We start from the raw sequence: 18,567 nt of genomic DNA on the forward strand, positions 1-18,567 counted from the left end.
TCGCCGGGAGCGGAGTACGCCCAGGGCGGAGTGCGCCCTGGGCGTACGGATGGGGCTTCCCGAGGACAGGCGTCAGGCGGTCAGACGCTCTTGGACGCCGCGTAGTTCACCAGGAACAGGGCCTCGGCGACCGACAGCCGCTCCAGCTCCTCCGGGGAGACGCTCTCGTTCACCGCGTGGATCTGCGCCTCCGGCTCGCTCAGCCCGATCAGCAGCATCTCCGCCTCCGGGTACAGGGACGTCAGCGTGTTGCACAGCGGGATGGACCCGCCCATGCCGCTGATCTGCATCTCCTGGCCGTTGTACGCCTCGCTGAGGGCCGCCGCCATCGACGCGTACGCCGGGCTGCCGGTGTCCGCCTGGAAGGGCTGGCCCTGGCCGACGACCTCCAGCTCCAGCCTCGCCTTCCAGGGGGTGTGCGCCACCAGGTGCGCCTCCAGCAGCTTGATGGCCTCGGTGGTGTCCACGCCCGGCGGCACGCGCAGGCTGATCAGCGCGCCCGCGCTCGCGTGCACCGAGGGGGTCGCGCCGACCACCGGCGGGCAGTCGATGCCGAGCACGGTGACGGCGGGCCGGGCCCACAGCCGGTCGGCGATGGTGCCCTCACCGATCAGCTCGACGCCGTCCAGCACCTTCGCGTCGGCGCGGAAGTCGGCCTCCGGGTACTGCAGGCCCTCCCACACCGCGTCCGAGGCGAGACCGTCGACGGTCGTCGAACCGTCCTCGGAGCGCAGCGAGTCCAGCAGGCGGATCAGTGCGGCGAGCGCGTCGGGGGCGACACCGCCGAACATGCCCGAGTGCAGGTTGCCGCCCAGGGTGTCGAGCTTGACCTTGATCAGGGTCATCCCGCGCAGGGTGGCCGTCACCGTCGGCAGGCCGAGGCGGAAGTTGCCCGCGTCGCCGATGACGATGGTGTCGGCGGCCAGCAGCTCCGGGTTGGCCTCGGCGTACTGCTGGAGCCCGCCGGTGCCCTGTTCCTCCGAACCTTCGACGATCACCTTCACGTTCACCGGCACCCCGCCGTTGGCCTTCAGGGCGCGCAGCGCGAGCAGGTGCATGATGAAGCCGCCCTTGCAGTCCGCGGCACCGCGCCCGTACCAGCGGCCGTCGCGCTCGGTCAGCTCGAAGGCCGGGGAGATCCAGGCGGCGTCGTCCAGCGGCGGCTGCACGTCGTAGTGCGCGTACAGCAGAACGGTCGGGGCGCCCTCGGGGCCGGGCAGGAACCCGTACACGGACTGGGTGCCGTCCGGGGTGTCGAGCAGCGCCACGTCCTGGAAGCCCTCGGCGCGCAGGGCGTCGGCCACCCAGTTCGCGGCGGCCTGGCTCTCGCTCTGCGGGAACTGGGCCCAGTCCGCGACCGACTGGAAGGCCACCAGCTCGGTCAGCTCCGCCTTGGCGCGGGGCATGAGCGAGGCGACGGTCTCGGCGATCGGATTCTGGGACATGGGCACGCTCCTCGTGGGTGCGACGTTGTTGTGGGTGCCGGGGTACGGCGAATGCAAGGCGAAAGACTGTCACGATCCTCGCACAGAGGGACGAGGCGGCGGCTCGCCGTAGGATTTCCACGGCATCGGAGCAACCGGGTGATCAGGAGCAGCAGCACATCGTGAGCAGCGACGACGACGTGAACGGCGCAAGCGCAGAGCAGGCCGCTCGGGGGGCGGACGAGGGGACCCCGGCGGAGACGGCCGGGGAGACGGCCGGGGAGACGGCCGGGGGGACGGCCGGGGAGACGGCTGAAGGGGCGGCCGCCGAGAGCCCCGCGGAAGGCGCGGCGGCAGGCGCGGCGGAGGTGTGGGACGTCGTCGTGGTCGGCGCCGGACCGGCCGGGGCGTCGGCGGCGTACGCCGCGGCCTCGGCGGGCCGCAGCGTCCTGCTGCTGGAGAAGGCGGAGCTGCCCCGGTACAAGACCTGTGGCGGCGGCATCATCGGCCCCTCGCGCGACGCCCTCCCGCCGGGCTTCACGCTGCCCCTCAAGGACCGCATCCACGCCGTCACCTTCTCCCTGAACGGCAGGCTGGCCCGGACCCGGCGCTCGAAGAACATGCTGTTCGGGCTCATCAACCGGCCCGAGTTCGATGCGGCGCTGGTCGCGGAGGCCGAGAAGGCCGGCGCCACCCTGCGCACGGGCACGGCCGTGTCCCGGGTCGAGCAGCACGGCGCGGCCGTGCCGGACCGGCGTACGGTCGCCGTGGTGCTCGCGGACGGCGAGACCGTCCTGGCCCGCGCCGTGGTCGGCGCCGACGGCAGCGCCAGCCGGATCGGCGCCCACGTCGGCGTGGAGATGGACCAGGTGGACCTCGGCCTGGAGGCGGAGATCCCGGTACCGGAGACGGTGGCCGAGGACTGGAAGGGCCGCGTCCTGATCGACTGGGGCCCGATGCCCGGCAGTTACGGCTGGGTCTTCCCCAAGGGCGACACGCTCACCGTCGGGGTCATCTCGGCGAAGGGCGAGGGCGCCGCGACCAAGCGGTACCTCGACGACTTCATCGCCCGGCTGGGCCTGGCCGGCTTCGAACCGGCCGTCTCCTCCGGCCACCTGACCCGCTGCCGCAAGCCCGATTCCCCGCTCTCGCGCGGCCGGGTGCTCGTGGCCGGTGACGCGGCCGGCCTGCTGGAGCCGTGGACGCGGGAGGGCATCTCCTTCGCGCTGCGCTCGGGACGGCTCGCGGGGGAGTGGGCGGTCAAGGTCTCCGAGGCCCAGGACGCGGTGGACGCGCGCCGCCAGGCGCTCAACTACGCCTTCGCGGTCAAGGCCGGGCTGGGCGTGGAAATGGCGGTCGGCAAGCGGATGCTGACCGTCTTCGAGTCCCGGCCGGGGCTGTTCCACGCGGCGCTCACGGGCCTGCGGCCGGCCTGGACGGCCTTCGCCCGCATCACCCGGGGCTCGATGACGCTGCCCGATCTGGTCCGTACGTACCCGCTGGCGCGCAAGGCCCTGCACCTGCTGGACGACCGTCAGGCGCGCGGCCGCCGCGGGTAGCGGGGGGATTTACGACGAGCCGAGCGCCGGTTCCCGCGGGGGCCGGCGCTTCGCCGTACCCGGGGGCGGGAGGCGGGGCGGGGCGGGCCGGCGGGGGAGTACCGGGGGCCGGTCAGCGGGACACGGTGATGCGGAAGACGGGGTGGTCCCCGGCGGCCGCCCGGAGCTCGGAGTCGGTCGACCTGGCGGTGACGCCCTGGAAGAACCGGTTGACCTCCCAGCCCCACTTCTCCAGGTAGGCGCGCAGCACGGCGGCCTTCTCCGCCGGGTCGGTCAGCTCCTCGGCGGTGAAGGTGCGGACCTTGCGGCCGACGCGCAGCTCGCCCCCGCCCGCCACGCGCATGTTGCGGACCCACTGGGAGTGGCCGCGGGCCGAGACGAGGTACTGCTCGCCCTCGTAGGGGTGCGGGTTGACGGGGATGCGCTGCATCTTGCCGGAGGTGCGGCCGCGCACCGACAGCTCGGCCGTGCCGGCCAGGCTGATGCCGAGGCGGGCGAGCCTGCCGAAGAGGGCGTTGACGCGGACGTCGAAGCGGCTGACCTGGGCGTAGTAGGGGGTGGGCGCGTTCATGGTGGCCTCCGGGATGCGAAATTCCGAGAGCACTGCTCTCGCTTGAGATCAGTGTGCACGGATCGCTGCACCAAAACAAGAGCAGTGCTCTCTCAATGGATCGGCGCTCCTGTTTTTGTGCACTGCTCCAAAGGCATGGCACACTGATCCGCATGAGCACCGTGCGAGGGGCCAGGGAACGGGCCCGTACCGAGGTCACCGCCGCCATCAAGGACGAGGCGCGCCGCATGCTCGCGGCCGAGGGCGCCGCCAAACTCTCGCTGCGCGCCGTCGCCCGCGAGCTGGGCATGGTCTCCTCCGCCCTCTACCGCTACTTCCCCAGCCGCGACGACCTGCTCACCGCGCTGATCATCGACGCCTACGACGGCCTCGGCGCCGCCGCCGAGGCCGCCGACGCCACGGCCCTCGCCGCCGGCTCCGCGCCCCGCGCCCGCTGGACGGCGGTCTGCGGGACGGTCCGCACCTGGGCACTGGCCCACCCGCACGAGTACGCCCTCGTCTACGGCTCGCCGGTCCCGGGCTACAGCGCCCCCCGCGACACCGTCGGCCCCGCCTCCCGCGTGGCCAACGTCCTCATCGGCATCCTCCGCACCGCCTACGAGGGCCGCGGCATCGCCCTGCCGCCCCTGCCCGACGCCCTGCGCCCCGAAGCCCAGCGGATGACCGCCGACTTCGCCGAAGGCCTGCCCCCGGCGGTGACGGCCGCCCTGGTCGCGGCCTGCGCACAGCTCGTCGGCCTGGTCTCCTTCGAGCTGTTCGGCCAGTTCGACAACGTCGTCGAGGAGCGGGAGGCCTTCTTCGCCCACGCCGCCGGGCAGCTGGCGCACTCGGTCGGACTGTCCGCCGTGTGACCGGGCCGCGGTGACGAGTCGCTTGTCTGTTCCTCATACCGATCCGGGTGGTTCGGCTTTCACCGGATTGCCGCGCGTCTAGTGTTCCTCGGGTCCCCGCTCCCGCCGCAGCCGGAGGAACAGCCGTGGCTCCCGCCCGCGTACTGAAGGCCCTGTACGCCGTCGCCGTGATCGGGCTGCTCGCCGCACCGGCGCCGGCCGTACCCGCCTCCGCGAGACAGACGGAGCCGGCCCCGGCTCCCGCTCCCCGGATGCCCGGCGTGCGCGGCCTGGAGATCGGTGTCCCCGCCTACGTCGGGGCCGACGGCCCGATGCTGACCGCCGTCACCGCCACCACCCCCGCCCCCTCCGTGGTCGTCCTCAACCCCGGCAACGGCGATGCCCCCTTCGACGGTCCCTGGCGGGCCCGCGCCGACGCCCTGCGCGCCGGCACCACCGCCACCGGCGAGAAGACCAAGGTCCTCGGCTACGTCCACACCGACCACGGCAACCGGGACCTCGAGGCCGTCAAGGCCTCCGTGGACAACTACCTGAAGCCCGCGGGAGGAAGCGGAGGCCGGCTCCACGTCGACGGCATCTTCTTCGACGTCGTCAGTCGCGACTGCGGCCCCGGCAACGCCACCCGCGACCACTACGCCGCCCTGCGCCGCTACGTCCAGGACACCATGCGCGCCACGGACCCGGACGCGGACGACCTCGTCGTCGACAACCCCGGCACCGCCATCGCCGACTGCTACCTCGAACCGGGCCACCGCACCGCCGACGTCTTCGTCACCTACGAGGACACGTACGCGGCGTACACCGCGGGCGGCTGGCAGGGGAACGTGTACGACGCCCACGGCGGCTACCGCCCGGGCACCGAACTCGACCCGAGCGGCACCGCGTTCTGGCACCTCGTCCACGAGGTCCCGGACACCGCCGCGATGCGCGCCGCGCTGCGCACCGCCTTCGGCCGCGGCGCCGGGTACGCCTACGCGACGAGCGCGGGCATGCCCAACCCCTGGAACGCCAGCCCCTCCTGGAAGTACCGGCCCCAGACCGCCTACGCGGCCACCCTGGGCGGGCCGGACCCGTCCGGCTGACCGGTCCGGCTGACCGGTCCGGCTGACCCGTCCGGCTGACCCGTCCGGCCGGCCGGTCCGGCCGGCCCGGCCACCGCTACCGGCGGGCGTCCGGGGCAGCGAAGGGGCCGTCGGGCGCGAAGGCGCGGGCGGCGAAGCGGGTGCCGATGAGGCGGTGGGTCTCCGGGGCCGGGTGGAGGCCGTCGGGGAGGGGGAGTTCGGCGAAGTCGGCCCCGCCGTAGAGGCCGAGCCCGTCCAGGTGGTGCAGGTTCGGGTCGTCGGCGGCGCGCTCCCGCACGATGCGGGCCAGCTCCTCCCGGACGACCTTGAGGGTCAGCTTGCCCGCGGCCACCTCCGCCGGGTCTCCCGCGGCCCTGAACCGGAGCCTGCCGTCGGCGAGTTCGGAGAAGTCGGGGGCGCTGGGCCCCGGGGTGTCCTCGTGGACCGGGCAGAGGATCGGTGAGACGACCAGCAGCGGGGTGGCGGGGTGGCCCTCGCGCACGGTGTCGAGGAAGCCGTGGACGGCGGGGCCGAAGGCGCGCAGCCGCATCAGGTCGTGGTTGACCAGGTTGATGCCGATCTTGATGCTGATCAGGTCGGCCGGGGTGTCCCGCAGGACCCGGGCGGTGAACGGGTCGAGCAGGGCGCTGCCGCTCAGACCGAGGTTCACCAGCTCCACCCCGCCGAGGGAGGCGGCGAGCGCGGGCCAGGTCGTGGTGGGGCTCGCCGCGTCGGAGCCGTGGCTGATCGAACTGCCGTGGTGCAGCCACACCCTGCGGCCCGGGTCCGGGGCGGGCTCGACGGGAGCGTCGGTCCGCAGGGCCACGAGCTCGGTGACCTCGTTGTGCGGCAGCCAGATCTCCACGTCCTTGACCCGGTCGGGCAGGCCGGAGAAGCGGACCGTGCCGACCGGGCCGGGGATCCGCTCCGCCGATCCGGTGGCCATGTCGACCACCATGACGTGCCCGCCGGTCACCGTGCCCTGGCCGGCGGGCCGGCCGTCGACCAGCAGGTCGTACACGCCGTCGGGACGCGGCGGGGCTCCCCGGTAGGCCATTTTGGTGCGCACGGCGTCCAGTTCGACGGCCGTCGCCCGGGTGCGGAACACCAGCCGCACCCCGGAGGGCTGCGCCTCGGCCATGGCGAGCTGCCCGTCGGCGCACTGTGCGCGGGCCCGGGCGGGCAGCCGGTGCGGCAGCAGCCCGAGCGCGGTGCGTTCCACCTCCAGGGCGCCGCGCAGGAAGCGCTCTTCGACCGGGGTGGTGATCCAGTCGGCGGAGTCCGGGGAGTCCGGGGAGTCCGGGGAGGCGGGGGTGCTCATGGTGCCCACCCTGCCAAGCCGCTCGCTCCCCCGCACGCCCATTTCCGCCGGAAGCCCGCCGCCGGTGGCGCACCGTCAGATGCCCGCCGTCTCCTGCCACAGCCGCGCCAGGGACTCGTCCCCGCGTACGCCGGGACCGGAGAGCGGGGCCCGGTTCCACAGGGCCGCGTACAGCCAGGACGCCTCCCCGGTCACCTCGCAGTGCGGCTCCTCGCCGGTGTCGCCCCGCACCGTACGGGCCGGCTCCTTCGACAGGTGGACCGTCCACACCGCACCCGTGTCCGCGGCCCGCACCCGCAGCACCCGGGGTTCCTCTGTCCGCACCCGGCTGCTCGGCCGGGCGTGGAAGCCGCTCAGCAGCTCGTCCACCCCGTCCTCCGCGAACTCCGGGGCCACCTCCGAGAAGGCGATCCCCCGCGCCGACTCGGCGTCGAAGCGGTGCACGGTCGTCTCGTGCGCCTGCCGCCGGGCCCAGAACGCCAGCGGCGACGGCGGCGCCGTCGGCAGGAAGGTGAAGCAGGCCAGCCCCTCCGGCGCCTCCGCCAGGGTCCGGACCAGCTCCGCGTGCCCCTCCCGGAACCAGGCCAGCAGCTCTGCCCCCGCCAGTTCCGGCGGCTCCGGGAACGGCACCCGCTCCACCAGGCCGTCCCGCACGAACCCGGCGGCCCAGCGGTGCACCGCACCGGTGTGCCGCAGCAGGTCGGCGACCCGCCACTCGGGACAGGTGGGCACCAGGGCGTCCGTGCCCGCCTGCTCGGCCTGATCGGCGAGCAGCTCGCCCTCGCGGGCCAGGGTCTCCACATATTCGGTGATCTTCATGCCGCGAGTCTGCCAGCCGCCCCCGACAATGGGAGGGTGGACCGGGAACTCCCGCCGCACGGGGACTCGCCGCACGGCGAGCTCTTCCCGCGCGAGCGCGCCGAGATCGCACCCGGCGCCGTGCACCTGCCCGACTGGCTCGGGCCCCGGCGCCAGCGGGAGCTGCTCGCCGCCTGCCGGGAGTGGGCCCGCCCGCCCGCAGGACTGCGCACCGTACGCACCCCCGGAGGCGGGACGATGACCGCCCGGCAGGTGTGCCTGGGCCTGCACTGGTACCCGTACGCCTACGCGCGCACCGCCGTCGACGGGGACGGGGCGCCGGTCAAGCCGATGCCCGCGTGGCTGGCCGAGCTGGGACGGCGGGCCGTCACCGCCGCGTACGGGACGCCCCCGCCACCCGCGGAGGCGTACGACATCGCCCTGGTCAACTTCTACGACGGCGACTCCAGGATGGGCATGCACCGCGACGCCGAGGAGCGGTCGGCGGCCCCGGTGGTCTCGCTCAGCCTGGGCGACTCCTGCCTCTTCCGCTTCGGCAACACCACCTCGCGGGGCCGCCCGTACCGGGACGTCGAGCTGCGCAGCGGGGACCTGTTCGTCTTCGGCGGCCCGAGCCGGCTCGCCTACCACGGGGTGCCCAAGGTGCTGCCCGGCACCGCCCCGCCGGAGCTGGGCCTGACGGGGCGCCTCAACATCACCCTGAGGGTCGGCGGCCTCGACCCGTAGGCCAGGGCGGGAGGTGCCGCCCGATCATGCGAGGATCCCTTCATGAACGGCAACGGGGCCCCGCTGGGGGCGGGGGACGAGAGCACGGCGTCGGCGGCGTCCGCGAGAACCAGGCTGGAGCGCGGCCGCGGTGCACTGGGCCCGGCGCTGGAGCTCGTCCACACCGGCCGGGCCCCGACCCGGGCGGTGCTCACGGCCGAGCTCGGCGTCACGCGTGCCACCGCCGGAGCCGTTGCCGCCGAGCTGGAGGCGCTCGGCCTGATCCGCGTCGACTCCCGCCCCGGTGGCGCCGGCGGTACCCAGGGCCGGCCCTCGCACCGGCTCGCCGTCGACGAGAACGGCCCCGTGGTCCTGGCCGCGCAGGTCCACCCCGACGGGTTCCGGGCCGCGCTGGTCGGCCTCGGCGGGCGCATCGTGGCCACCGCACCCGGCAAGCTCACCGTCTCCGCGGACCCCGCGCAGGTGCTCGGCGCGGTGGTCGACGCGGGCGCCCGGCTGCTGGCCGAGTCCGGGCGGCGCTGCGTCGGCGCGGGCCTCGCGGTGCCCTCGGCGGTCGCGGAGCCCGAGGGGACGGCCCTGAACCCGCTGCACCTGGCCTGGCCGCCCGGCTCCCCGGTACGGGCCATCTTCGCCGAGCGCGTGAAGGCGGCCGGCATCGACGGCCCGGCCCTGACCGGGAACGACGTCAACCTCGCCGCGCTCGCCGAGCACCGGCACGGCGCGGGCCGCAGCGCCCAGCACCTGCTCTGTGTGGCCACCGGACACCGCGGGGTGGGCGGGGCGCTGGTGCTCGACGGCCGGCTGCACAGCGGCAGCGCGGGCCTGGCCCTGGAGGTCGGCCACCTCACCGTCAACCCCGAGGGGCGGGCCTGCCACTGCGGCAGCCGGGGCTGCCTGGACGTGGAGGCCGACCCGCTCGCCTTCCTCACCGCGGCCGGCCGCACGCCCGGCCCCGAGGTGTCGCTGCTGGCGCAGGCCCGCGACCTGCTGCGCGCCGAGTACGCGCAGCCGTCGGTCCGGGCCGCCGCCGAGGAGCTCATCGACCGGCTCGGCCTGGGCCTCGCGGGCCTGGTCAACATCCTGAACCCGGACCGGATCATCCTCGGCGGACTGCACCGGGAGCTGCTGTACGCCGACCCGGAGCGGCTGCGCGCGGTGGTCGCCGACCGCAGCCTGTGGGGCCGCAGCGGGGGCGTGCCGATCCTGCCGTGCACCCTCGACCACAACAGCCTGGTCGGGGCGGCGGAGCTGGCGTGGCAGCCCGTGCTGGACGACCCGCTGGGGGCGCTGGGCGCGGCGGCCTGAGCCGCGGACCGCGGACCCGGGGCGGGCCCGCGGGGGAGTCAGCCGGGCCTGGCGCCGGCCGTGACCGACGCCGGCACGCCGGTCACGACGGCCTGTGCGTCGACGGCGGCGAGCACCGGGCGCGCGGGTTTCCGTACGGTCTTCTTCACGCCGATACTGACCGTGCGCGCGGGCGCCGCCGGTGCGGGGGTGGCCCGCATGGAGAACCAGACCACCTTGCCGGGCCCGTCCGGCCGGTGCCGGGCCCCCCAGGCCTCGCTGACCGCCTCGACGAGCGCCAGGCCGCGCCCGCAGGTCTCCAGGTCATCGGCGACCCGGCGGACGGGCAGCCGTGGATCGCTGTCGTGGACGGAGACGGTCAGCCGCCCCAGGCGGAGTTCGATCTCGACCGTGCACACCTTGTCCGGCTGCGCATGGCGGTGGACGTTGCTGAGCAGCTCCGTCACGCCGAGCGCAGCCCGGTCTATGAGCGGGTCGAGCTGCCAGTGGCGCAGTTGCGCGGAGATGATTCTGCGGACCTGACCGATCCGCGCTGGCAGGGCCTGCAGTTCGACGACGCAGTGCCTGCGGGAATGACTGATCACGGCTGCGACTCCCCGACATCATTGTTACGGGTGCTGCACCCTCGGTGACGCAATCACCAGGGTCACCCACAGTGGCGCCGCTTGCAACCGAACGCCCGGGGATGCGACCGAAAGCGATCCGCATGGAAACCCAAAGTAATCATTTGTGCAGGTGAGGGGGGTACATTTCGAAAGGAGGGGGCTTTGGAAACGACAAAGGAGCAAGGCGCATGAGCACCACCGGCACCACCGGTACACCGGCTTCGAACACGGCCGGAAGTACGCCGGCGACGACGGTCGACATCGACCGCAGCGACGCCGACTACCGGGCCTGGCTCAAGGAAGCCGTGCGCAAGGTCCAGGCGGACGCCAACCGCTCCGCCGACACGCACCTGCTGCGCTTCCCGCTGCCCGAGGCGTGGGGCATCGACCTCTACCTGAAGGACGAGTCCACCCACCCGACGGGCTCCCTCAAGCACCGCCTCGCCCGCTCGCTGTTCCTCTACGCCCTCTGCAACGGCTGGATCCGCCCCGGCCGCCCGGTCATCGAGGCCTCCAGCGGCTCCACCGCGGTCTCCGAGGCGTACTTCGCGAAGCTGATCGGCGTCCCGTTCATCGCGGTCATGCCGAGGACCACGAGCCCGGAGAAGTGCCGGCTCATCGAATTCCACGGCGGCGAATGCCACTTCGTCGACGACTCGATGAAGATGTACGAGGAGTCCGCCGACCTGGCCGCCCGCACCGGCGGCCACTACATGGACCAGTTCACCTACGCCGAGCGCGCCACCGACTGGCGCGGCAACAACAACATCGCCGAGTCGATGTACCAGCAGCTGCGCCTGGAGCGCTACCCCGAACCCGCGTGGATCGTGGCGACGGCCGGCACCGGCGGCACCTCCGCCACCATCGCCCGCTACGTCCACTACATGCAGCACGACACCCGGATCTGCGTCCCGGACCCGGAGAACTCCTGTTTCTTCGACGGCTGGACCAACCACGACCCGCACGCGAGCAGCGACTGCGGCTCGCGCATCGAGGGCATCGGCCGCCCCCGGATGGAGCCGAGCTTCGTGCCCGGTGCCATAGACCGGATGATGAAGGTGCCGGACGCGGCGTCCGTCGCCGCCTGCCGCGCCCTCGAACAGGCCATCGGGCGCAAGGCGGGCGGCTCCACCGGCACCGGGCTGTGGAGCGCCTTGAAGATCGTCTCCGAGATGGTGGCGGAGGGCCGCAAGGGCAGCGTCGTGACCCTGCTCTGCGATCCGGGCGACCGCTACCTCGACAAGTACTACTCGGACGAGTGGCTGGCGGCCCAGGGCCTCGACATCGCCCCGTACGCCAAGACGGTCCAGACCCTGCTGGAGACCGGCGAGTGGCGCGAGCCCGAGGCCTGATCCGCGAGACCCCCCTAGGGGGCGGTGCGCGCCGCGAGGCGGAGGTCCAGGGCCCGCACGGCCGTACGGAAGGAACGGCCGAGGCCCGGGCGGGCCGCGGCCAGCGCCAGCCGGAAGGGGGCCGGGCCGTCGGCGGCGAAGGTCCAGCGGACGAGGGTCCCGGCGGCCTCAGGCCCCGGGGCCAGCAGCCACTCCTCCACGAGGGCGCTCACGCCGGGCGCGTTGGTCTCGTCGACCCGGTAGGCGTAGCGCAGCCCGGGGTCGGCGGCCACCACCGTCTCCCGGAAGCGGACCCCGCCCATCAGCCGTATCTCCCGGCCCGCCCCGCCCCCGGTCGGCCGGGCCAGTGTGACCGCGCGGAACCAGGCGGGCCAGCCCGTCACCTCGTCCGCGAGCGCCCGGTACACGGCGTCCGGCGGGGCCGCGGCGCGGACCGTGAAGGCCAGCCGGGCCGGGGCTTCGGCTATGAAGTCCAGCCCCACGGGGCGGAGTCGGCGGGCCATGGCGTTACCCCCTGGGGTGCGTGTGCGGCGCGGCGCGGATGCGCGGCGCCACCATAGTTGACCAACCGTCAGATGTCCCCGCCGGCCGGCGGATCAGCACTCCGCCGGCAGCGCCGGCAGGTCCTCCGCGAACAGCAGGGTGAGCTCGTCCGTACTCGGGTCGGCCAGCTGCGCGACCCGGCCCGCGTGCCGCTCCACCATCGCCTCGAAGGTCTGGCGCGCGGTCCGGCCGTTGCCGAAGGCCGGGCCCTTGGGCAGCTCCGTGAAGTACTTCAGCAGCGCCTCCCCGGTACCCTCGCCGAGCCGGTACTCGTGCTCCTCCGCCTGCTGTTCCACGATCCGCAGCAGCTCCTGCGGGCCGTAGTCCCCGAAGGTGATGGTGCGGGAGAACCGCGAGGCCACCCCCGGGTTGACCGTCAGGAAGCGCTCCATCTCCGCCGTGTACCCGGCGACGATCACCACCACCGCGTCCCGGTGGTCCTCCATCAGCTTCACCAGCGTGTCGATCGCCTCGCGCCCGAAGTCGCGGCCCGAGTCCTCCGGGGCCAGCGCGTACGCCTCGTCGATGAAGAGCACACCGCCCCGCGCCCGGTCGAAGGCCTCCTGCGTACGGATCGCCGTGGACCCGATGTGCTCGCCGACCAGGTCCACCCTCGACACCTCGACCAGGTGGCCGCGCTCCAGCACCCCGAGGGAGGCCAGGATCTCCCCGTAGAGGCGGGCGACCGTGGTCTTGCCCGTGCCGGGGGAGCCCGTGAAGACCAGGTGCCGGCGGACCGAAGCCGCCTTCAGACCCGCCTGCCGCCGCCTGCGCCCTACCTCGATCATGTCGGTGAGGGCCCGTACCTCGCGCTTGACGCTGTCCAGCCCGACCAGCGCGTCGAGCTGCCCCAGCACCTCGCCCGAGCCCCGGGCGGCCGCCGCGGCCGCCCCCGCGGCCGGGTCCGCGGCCGACGCGGCGGGGCTCCCGGCCGGGTCCGGCCCGTCCTCGGCCCGGGAGGCCGGCACCCGGTCCGCCGCATGCCCGGCGGGGCCCCGCCCGGCCGTTGCCGTACGCGGACCCGTGCTCCCCGGCCGCGCCCCCGCGAGCACGCCGTCCGCCGCCCGCGCCGCCGGGCCCGTACCGCCCTCGTCGCCGGTGCACCCCTCGGCCAGCGGGCCGTCCTCCGCGAACTCGTAGCCCCCGCGCGCGCAGCGCTCGGTATGACACCGGGTGAGGGTGGTGCGGCAGCCGTCGATGACGTGGAAGCCGAAACCGGAACTGCCCGTCACCCGGCAGGACGTGAAGCTTCCCCGGCCGCCCGCCGACACGTAGAACCCGGCCTCGGCGGCGGAGGTGACCGTGCACCGCTCCAGGACCGGATCGGCGCCCTTGGTGACGATCACGCCCGTCTGCACGGCGTCGATGGTGCAGTTGGCGAGGGCCCCGCCGCTGCCGTGGTCGCGGAACCACGCCCCGGTGCCCGCCTCCCGGATCCGGCAGTCGTCGAGCTGCGCGCTCGCCCCGTCGCTCACCGAGACGGCCGTGTTGCGCACCTGCGAGAGGTCGCTGTCGACCACGTCCACCCGGGAGCCCCGGTCCAGTACGAACAGCGCGTCCGGCACGTCGTGCAGCCGGCAGGAGTCCAGCGAAGCCGTGGCCCCGTCGCTGACCCACACCGCCGGATAGTCGCCCGTACTGTCGTGGATCTCGCAGGCCTCGGCATCGACCCGGGTCCCCGGATCCCACACCGACAGGCCGTTGCGCCCGAACCGGCGCACCGTGGTGCGGCTGAGGGTGAGCACCGAACGGGAGCGCAGGTCGACGGCGTTCTCCGGGATGTCGTGGATGTCGCAGCCGGCGAGCGTCAGCACCGCGTCCGTGTCGAGGGTGACCCCGTCGGCGGACGTGCGGTGCACCGAGCAGTCGGTCAGGCGGGCCGCGGCCCGCGCGGCGATCTGCACACCGGCGCCCTTGACCTCGTACACCTCGCAGCCCAGCGCCTCCAGCCCCGATCCCTCACCGGTGACCGCGATGCCCGCGCCGACGGCGTGGTGGATCCGGCAGCGTTCCAGGCGCGGGTGCCCGCCGCGCACCGAGACCCCGGCCTGCCCGGCGACGACCACCTCGCACTCCTCGAACACCCCGCCGCCGCCGTCCAGGACGGAGATCCCGATCCCGGCCGGATTCTCCACCGTGCACCGGCGCACCAGGGGCCGGGCCCCGCCGCGCACCTCGATGCCGGACGCCGAACGGGTGTGCACGCGCAGGTGGGTGAGCTCGGGCGAGCCCTCCTCGACCAGCAGCGCCGGCGCCGCCCGGTCCGCCCCCTCCAGGTACAGGTCCTGGACCACGGCCGAGGCGCGCACGGTCAGCGCGACCCCGTCGAGCGGGGCGATGCGCACCGACCCGGCCACCGCCCCCTCGGGCCCGCGCAGGGTTACGGCATGACGCAGGATCAGGTTCTCCCGGTAGGTGCCGGGGGCGATGGACAGCACGTCCCCGTCGCCCGCCGCGGCGAGCGCGGCGGTCAGCGTCGGATACTCCCCGGAACGCCGCCGCCACCGCGAGGTCCCGCCGTGCGTCACCTGGACCGTGCCCTGAGCCATCGTGCTGTCGTGCCCCCACCCTGGTATTCGCGCTGCCGGACCTGCGGAAGCGACTGAAGAGACTGGAGCGACCCGGCCTCCGGCTCCACGGTAGCGCGCGAGGGGCCGGTGAGTGGCCAGGTCAGCTGCCCGCGCCCGCCCGGCCCCAGTCCGGTCCCGCCGCCGCCCAGGCCCGGTCCAGACGCGTGTACCGCCGATGCATGAGCCGGCGTACGACCAGCCGCCGGACCGTCTCCGCCAGCGCCGCCGCGGTGAGCGCGGCGGCCAGGCCCGCGGCACCCGCGTGGAACGAGGCGGCGGTGGGGTCGAGCGGCTGCCCCACCAGCCGGCCCCGGATGTCGGTCCATATCCGGAACCGGTCGCCGGCCCGCGGCGGTTCCTCCGCCGCCGGGACCGTGCCCTCGTGGCTGCTGCCGTCGGGCGCGGTCCAGGAGGCCACGATCCGCGTCCGCTCGGGCGCCTGCCGCTGCGCCGACGGATCGGCGGCCGCGCCCGGCGCGGGCCGGACCACCACCGCCGGGACCAGGTACCGCTCGTGCCGCTGCTCGCGCGCGGCCCGCTGCAAGGTGCCGTCCACCTGGAGGCCCGCCACCCAGCCGACGGCCGGGGCCACCAGCAGTACGCACACCAGCGCGGCGAACGCCACCCACGCCTCGAAGAGATCGGTCGGCCTGCGCAGCGGATTGCGCCGCCAACGCCACACACCCATTGCTGTCCGCACGGTCCGGCTCCCCCTGCCCCATGCCCGGTCTACGTCTTCGTCTGCCGTCCTGAATGCTCCAACGGCCCCGCGCGGCCCGTTGGTTCCAGTGGACGCCACGAGCCCCTCGAAGGTGTCATTCCGTCTGCCCGCCGTGGTCAGCGGCGGGGTCGGGGACCTCCGGGTGCGGCGGCCGCGGTCACTCCAGGACGCGTACCTCGTCGCCCACCCGGACGGTGCCCGTGACGACCGGCACCAGCTGGCGCCCGAAGGCCAGCGACTTCCCGATCCGCCGGTGCCTGGCCAGGGTCTTCAGCGGTTCCCGCCCGCGCTCCGACGTCAGCTGGTCGGTGGTGGTCACGATGCAGCGGCCGCATTCGCGCACCCCGCGGAAGACCGCGTCGCCGATCGCGATGCGCCGCCAGCCGTCCTCGGCCCAGGCCGCGGCGGGGCCGCCGACCACCAGATTGGGCCGGAAGCGGTTCATGGGCAGCGGGCCCTCCTCCGGGTGGTCGCCCTGGGCGATCAGCTCGTTGAGGGCGTCCAGCGAGGAGCTGGTGGCCAGCAGCAGGGGGTAGGCGTCGGCGAGGCTGACGGTCTCCCCGGGCAGGGCGTAGTCGGGGTCCACCGGCCTGCGGACGGCCGGGTCGTCCATGTGCACGAGGCGCGCGGGCTGGCCGAGGTAGGCGGTGAACCACTCGGCGGCGGCGGACGCCGCGACCACCGTCTCGATCTTCTTGCCGAAGAGCACGACCGGCTCCAGCGGGCCGGGCTCCGGCACCTCCACGACGAGACCGGGCATGCCCGGCCCCGACAGCTCGATCCGCCCGCCCGGCAGCGGCCGCGCCGAGGCCAACGCCAGCCGCGCCTGCTGGCGTTGGGTGATGACCGCGCCCGTCGTGTCGACCACGGCCCAGCGGCGGTCCCCGGCCGGTCCCCAGGGCTCAACGACGATCTCGTCGGGAGCGGTCCCCGCCACCGACTTGACGGGATGGACGTGGAGGGACTGGATGTACAAGTTCGACATGGGGGCATTGTGACAGCTGCCCCCGCCGGCCCCCCCCCAACGGCCGTGCGCACGGCACACGGTGTGCGGGCCGCCGGCGTCACCGCCGGCGGCCCGCACACGGCCCGGCGGCGTCAGTAGGCGCGCTGCTGGTACTGGCGGCCGTACGGGTCCTCGTACGAGGGAACGCCCGCCGCGGACGCCACCGGCGCCATGGCCGGGTTCATCGGCGCCATGGGCGCCATGGGCGCCATCGGACGCGGGGCCGCCGGGCGCATGGCCTCGTACCCGGTGCCCATGGCGGCCGGACGCGGCTGCTGGTACTGCGGCTGCGGCACGTACCCGGCCCGGGCCGCGACCTGCTGCTGCGGGATGTACGGGGCGGGCGCGTGCTGAAGCGGAACCGGCATCTGCTGCGGCTGCGGCGCGGCCTGCTGCGGATACCCGTAGCCGTACGAGGGCGCCGGCAGCTGCGGCGCCGCGGGCGGCAGGGCGGGCATGGACGAGGCGAGGGCCGGCAGGAAACCACCGCTCGAATAACCGGCACTGGGGGAGTCGTAGGCGGCCGGAACGCGGATCGGGGCGATCTGCGGAGTGCCCCGCTCTGCGACGAGGGAGTCGTAGATGGGGGTGTCCGGGAAGGAGGGCGCGGAGTAGTAACCGCCGCCATAAGTGGAGCGGGGGGAGGTCATGGGAGACAAGTTAAGCCCACGACTTCACCGGGTCCATAGCCAGGTGTCGCCAACACCGCGCTGACCTGCATATTCCCAGGTCAGCGCCACAGCTTTCACTTGACGTTCACGTGCACGATTCGTCACTTCCGCCCCGTCTTGCTGCTACTCGTACTCGCCGGTTGGCCTTTGCACGCACTTCGCGCTGACGCACCGTCACAACGCGGTGACCTTGGATGACGTCTCCTCAGCTGGCGGAATTCCCCGTTCCTTCCGTCCGTCCGGTTTCAGGCGTCGCTCGGGCGGGCATAGGTACGGCCCTTCCAGGCGGCTCCGCGCCCCCGGTAGTGCTGGACGGCCGAGTCGACGGTCATCAGCAGGTAGAGCAGCGCGGTGAGCGGCAGCAGCGGGGCGAGCACGGCCGACTGCCGGTAGTAGCGCAGCATCGGCAGGTAGGTCCCCGCCATCAGCAGCCAGGCGAGCCCCCCGGCCCAGGCCGTGGCGGTGCTCCCGGCCGAGGGCGGACCCGCCAGCCCCGCGAACAGGGCCGCCGGCGGGACCAGGTACACCAGCGCCAGCCCCGCCACCGTCCCGGCCAGCAGCAGCGGCTGGTGGCGCAGCTGGGCGTACGCACTGCGGGACACCATCCGCCACAGGTCCCCGAGGGCGGGGTACGGGCGCACGCTGTCCACCCGCTCCGCCAGCCCCAGCCAGATCCGCCCGCCGGAGCCCTGGACGGCGCGCGCGAGGGACACGTCGTCGATGACGGCCTGCCGGATCGAGTCCGGGATCCCGGCGCGGACGGCCGCGCCGGTCCGCAGCAGCACGCAGCCGCCGGCCGCCGCGGCCGTCCGGGAGCCGGGGCGGTTGATCCGGCGGAAGGGGTACAGCTGTGCGAAGAAGTACACGAAGGCGGGCACGACGAGCCGCTCCCAGAAGCCGGCCACGCGCAGCCGGGCCATCTGGGAGACGAGGTCGAGGCCGGCGCTGGTCGCGGCGGCGACCAGCTCGCGCAGGCTGTCGGGCTCGTGCGCGATGTCGGCGTCGGTGAGCAGCAGGTACTCGGGCCCCGGGCCCGCGGCGGTGCGGGCGTGGGTGATGCCGTGGCGCAGCGCCCAGAGCTTGCCGGTCCAGCCGGGCAGGGGGTCCCCGGGGGTCACGACGGTGAGGGGGAGGCCGGGCTGCTCGGCGGCCAGGCGGCGGGCGAGCGCCGCCGTGCCGTCGGTGCTGCCGTCGTCCACCAGGACGATCCGGGCCTCGCCGGGATAGTCCTGGGCGAGGAGCGAGGGCAGGCTCAGCGGGAGCACCTCGGCCTCGTCCCTGGCCGGGACCACGATCGCGACGGAGGGCCAGTGGGCGGGGGCGGTGCGCGGGGGGAGGCGGACGTCGGTGCGCCAGAACATGCCCTGGGCGAGGGTCAGCCAGAGCCAGGCGGCGAGGGACGCGCAGGCGGCGATGAGGAGGCCCATGGCGGCAGTGTGGCCGAAGCGGCGGGGGCGTGTCC

The 18,567-nt window shown here is 74.4% G+C and carries 17 protein-coding genes; 6 read left to right on the plus strand and 11 right to left on the minus strand.

Annotated features, from left to right (window positions below; translation table 11 throughout):
- Positions 1–80: 80 nt before the first annotated feature.
- Complete coding sequence (locus ACZ518_RS10560; RefSeq protein ID WP_469112637.1) at positions 81–1,445, minus strand: M20/M25/M40 family metallo-hydrolase; 1,365 nt, start codon at positions 1,443–1,445, stop codon at positions 81–83.
- Positions 1,446–1,792: 347 nt separating this feature from the next.
- On the opposite strand from ACZ518_RS10560, the gene ACZ518_RS10565 reads away from it, so the two are divergent.
- Positions 1,793–2,983 (plus strand): geranylgeranyl reductase family protein, encoded by a 1,191-nt coding sequence (locus tag ACZ518_RS10565; protein WP_469112946.1) that lies wholly within the window; start codon positions 1,793–1,795, stop codon positions 2,981–2,983.
- A gap of 112 nt (positions 2,984–3,095) precedes the next feature.
- On the opposite strand, the gene ACZ518_RS10570 is transcribed toward ACZ518_RS10565, so the two are convergent.
- Entirely contained in the window at positions 3,096–3,554 is a 459-nt protein-coding gene (locus ACZ518_RS10570; protein ID WP_469112638.1) for a nitroreductase/quinone reductase family protein, read from the minus strand.
- Positions 3,555–3,706: 152 nt separating this feature from the next.
- Here ACZ518_RS10570 and ACZ518_RS10575 point away from each other — a divergent pair, with 152 nt between their 5' ends.
- Complete coding sequence (locus ACZ518_RS10575) at positions 3,707–4,405, plus strand: TetR/AcrR family transcriptional regulator (RefSeq protein ID WP_469112639.1); 699 nt, start codon at positions 3,707–3,709, stop codon at positions 4,403–4,405.
- 125 nt (positions 4,406–4,530) lie between these two features.
- Positions 4,531–5,487 carry a spherulation-specific family 4 protein gene (locus ACZ518_RS10580; protein ID WP_469112640.1) on the plus strand — a complete coding sequence of 319 codons (957 nt, stop codon included), beginning with the start codon at positions 4,531–4,533 and terminating at the stop codon, positions 5,485–5,487.
- Between the two features lie 76 nt (positions 5,488–5,563).
- Here the strand turns inward: ACZ518_RS10580 and ACZ518_RS10585 are convergent, their stop codons facing one another.
- Positions 5,564–6,787, minus strand: coding sequence for a GDSL-type esterase/lipase family protein (locus tag ACZ518_RS10585; protein WP_469112641.1), 1,224 nt, complete (start codon positions 6,785–6,787; stop codon positions 5,564–5,566).
- Positions 6,788–6,862: 75 nt separating this feature from the next.
- Positions 6,863–7,606 (minus strand): maleylpyruvate isomerase family mycothiol-dependent enzyme, encoded by a 744-nt coding sequence (locus ACZ518_RS10590; RefSeq protein ID WP_469112642.1) that lies wholly within the window; start codon positions 7,604–7,606, stop codon positions 6,863–6,865.
- A gap of 36 nt (positions 7,607–7,642) precedes the next feature.
- Between ACZ518_RS10590 and ACZ518_RS10595 the strand changes: the two genes are divergently transcribed.
- Together ACZ518_RS10595 and ACZ518_RS10600 are read left to right on the plus strand one after the other, a co-directional pair.
- Entirely contained in the window at positions 7,643–8,332 is a 690-nt protein-coding gene (locus ACZ518_RS10595) for an alpha-ketoglutarate-dependent dioxygenase AlkB family protein (RefSeq protein WP_469112643.1), read from the plus strand.
- A gap of 42 nt (positions 8,333–8,374) precedes the next feature.
- Complete coding sequence (locus ACZ518_RS10600) at positions 8,375–9,637, plus strand: ROK family protein (RefSeq protein WP_469112644.1); 1,263 nt, start codon at positions 8,375–8,377, stop codon at positions 9,635–9,637.
- A gap of 38 nt (positions 9,638–9,675) precedes the next feature.
- On the opposite strand, the gene ACZ518_RS10605 is transcribed toward ACZ518_RS10600, so the two are convergent.
- Positions 9,676–10,221 (minus strand): ATP-binding protein, encoded by a 546-nt coding sequence (locus ACZ518_RS10605; protein ID WP_469112645.1) that lies wholly within the window; start codon positions 10,219–10,221, stop codon positions 9,676–9,678.
- A gap of 209 nt (positions 10,222–10,430) precedes the next feature.
- Here ACZ518_RS10605 and cds1 point away from each other — a divergent pair, with 209 nt between their 5' ends.
- Positions 10,431–11,594, plus strand: a complete 1,164-nt coding sequence (cds1, locus tag ACZ518_RS10610; RefSeq protein ID WP_469112646.1) for an L-cysteine desulfhydrase Cds1 — start codon at positions 10,431–10,433, stop codon at positions 11,592–11,594.
- Between the two features lie 14 nt (positions 11,595–11,608).
- On the opposite strand, the gene ACZ518_RS10615 is transcribed toward cds1, so the two are convergent.
- From ACZ518_RS10615 to ACZ518_RS10640, 6 genes are all read right to left on the minus strand, one after another.
- Complete coding sequence (locus ACZ518_RS10615) at positions 11,609–12,097, minus strand: SRPBCC family protein (RefSeq protein ID WP_469112647.1); 489 nt, start codon at positions 12,095–12,097, stop codon at positions 11,609–11,611.
- Positions 12,098–12,190: 93 nt separating this feature from the next.
- Positions 12,191–14,686, minus strand: coding sequence for a right-handed parallel beta-helix repeat-containing protein (locus ACZ518_RS10620; protein ID WP_469112648.1), 2,496 nt, complete (start codon positions 14,684–14,686; stop codon positions 12,191–12,193).
- 121 nt (positions 14,687–14,807) lie between these two features.
- A complete protein-coding gene (locus ACZ518_RS10625; RefSeq protein WP_469112649.1) occupies positions 14,808–15,407 on the minus strand; it encodes an Rv1733c family protein in 600 nt (199 codons plus the stop codon).
- Positions 15,408–15,585: 178 nt separating this feature from the next.
- Complete coding sequence (locus ACZ518_RS10630; RefSeq protein WP_469112650.1) at positions 15,586–16,413, minus strand: MOSC domain-containing protein; 828 nt, start codon at positions 16,411–16,413, stop codon at positions 15,586–15,588.
- Between the two features lie 113 nt (positions 16,414–16,526).
- Positions 16,527–17,084, minus strand: a complete 558-nt coding sequence (locus tag ACZ518_RS10635; protein ID WP_469112651.1) for a DUF6643 family protein — start codon at positions 17,082–17,084, stop codon at positions 16,527–16,529.
- Positions 17,085–17,350: 266 nt separating this feature from the next.
- Complete coding sequence (locus ACZ518_RS10640; protein WP_469112652.1) at positions 17,351–18,532, minus strand: glycosyltransferase; 1,182 nt, start codon at positions 18,530–18,532, stop codon at positions 17,351–17,353.
- Positions 18,533–18,567 lie beyond the last annotated feature (35 nt).

The sequence above is a fragment of the Streptomyces sp. NPDC033966 genome, from assembly GCF_055575955.1.

What these genes read in the sequence shown, in the direction of transcription:
- ACZ518_RS10590 (WP_469112642.1), bottom strand. Translation starts at nt 7,606, where the DNA reads ATGAAGATCACCGAATATGTGGAGACCCTGGCCCGCGAGGGCGAGCTG.
- ACZ518_RS10635 (WP_469112651.1), bottom strand. Translation starts at nt 17,084, where the DNA reads ATGACCTCCCCCCGCTCCACTTATGGCGGCGGTTACTACTCCGCGCCC.
- ACZ518_RS10615 (WP_469112647.1), bottom strand. Translation starts at nt 12,097, where the DNA reads ATGGCCCGCCGACTCCGCCCCGTGGGGCTGGACTTCATAGCCGAAGCC.
- ACZ518_RS10575 (WP_469112639.1), top strand. Translation starts at nt 3,707, where the DNA reads ATGAGCACCGTGCGAGGGGCCAGGGAACGGGCCCGTACCGAGGTCACC.
- ACZ518_RS10620 (WP_469112648.1), bottom strand. Translation starts at nt 14,686, where the DNA reads ATGGCTCAGGGCACGGTCCAGGTGACGCACGGCGGGACCTCGCGGTGG.
- ACZ518_RS10570 (WP_469112638.1), bottom strand. Translation starts at nt 3,554, where the DNA reads ATGAACGCGCCCACCCCCTACTACGCCCAGGTCAGCCGCTTCGACGTC.
- ACZ518_RS10600 (WP_469112644.1), top strand. Translation starts at nt 8,375, where the DNA reads ATGAACGGCAACGGGGCCCCGCTGGGGGCGGGGGACGAGAGCACGGCG.
- ACZ518_RS10640 (WP_469112652.1), bottom strand. Translation starts at nt 18,532, where the DNA reads ATGGGCCTCCTCATCGCCGCCTGCGCGTCCCTCGCCGCCTGGCTCTGG.
- ACZ518_RS10560 (WP_469112637.1), bottom strand. Translation starts at nt 1,445, where the DNA reads ATGTCCCAGAATCCGATCGCCGAGACCGTCGCCTCGCTCATGCCCCGC.
- ACZ518_RS10630 (WP_469112650.1), bottom strand. Translation starts at nt 16,413, where the DNA reads ATGTCGAACTTGTACATCCAGTCCCTCCACGTCCATCCCGTCAAGTCG.
- cds1 (WP_469112646.1), top strand. Translation starts at nt 10,431, where the DNA reads ATGAGCACCACCGGCACCACCGGTACACCGGCTTCGAACACGGCCGGA.
- ACZ518_RS10585 (WP_469112641.1), bottom strand. Translation starts at nt 6,787, where the DNA reads ATGAGCACCCCCGCCTCCCCGGACTCCCCGGACTCCCCGGACTCCGCC.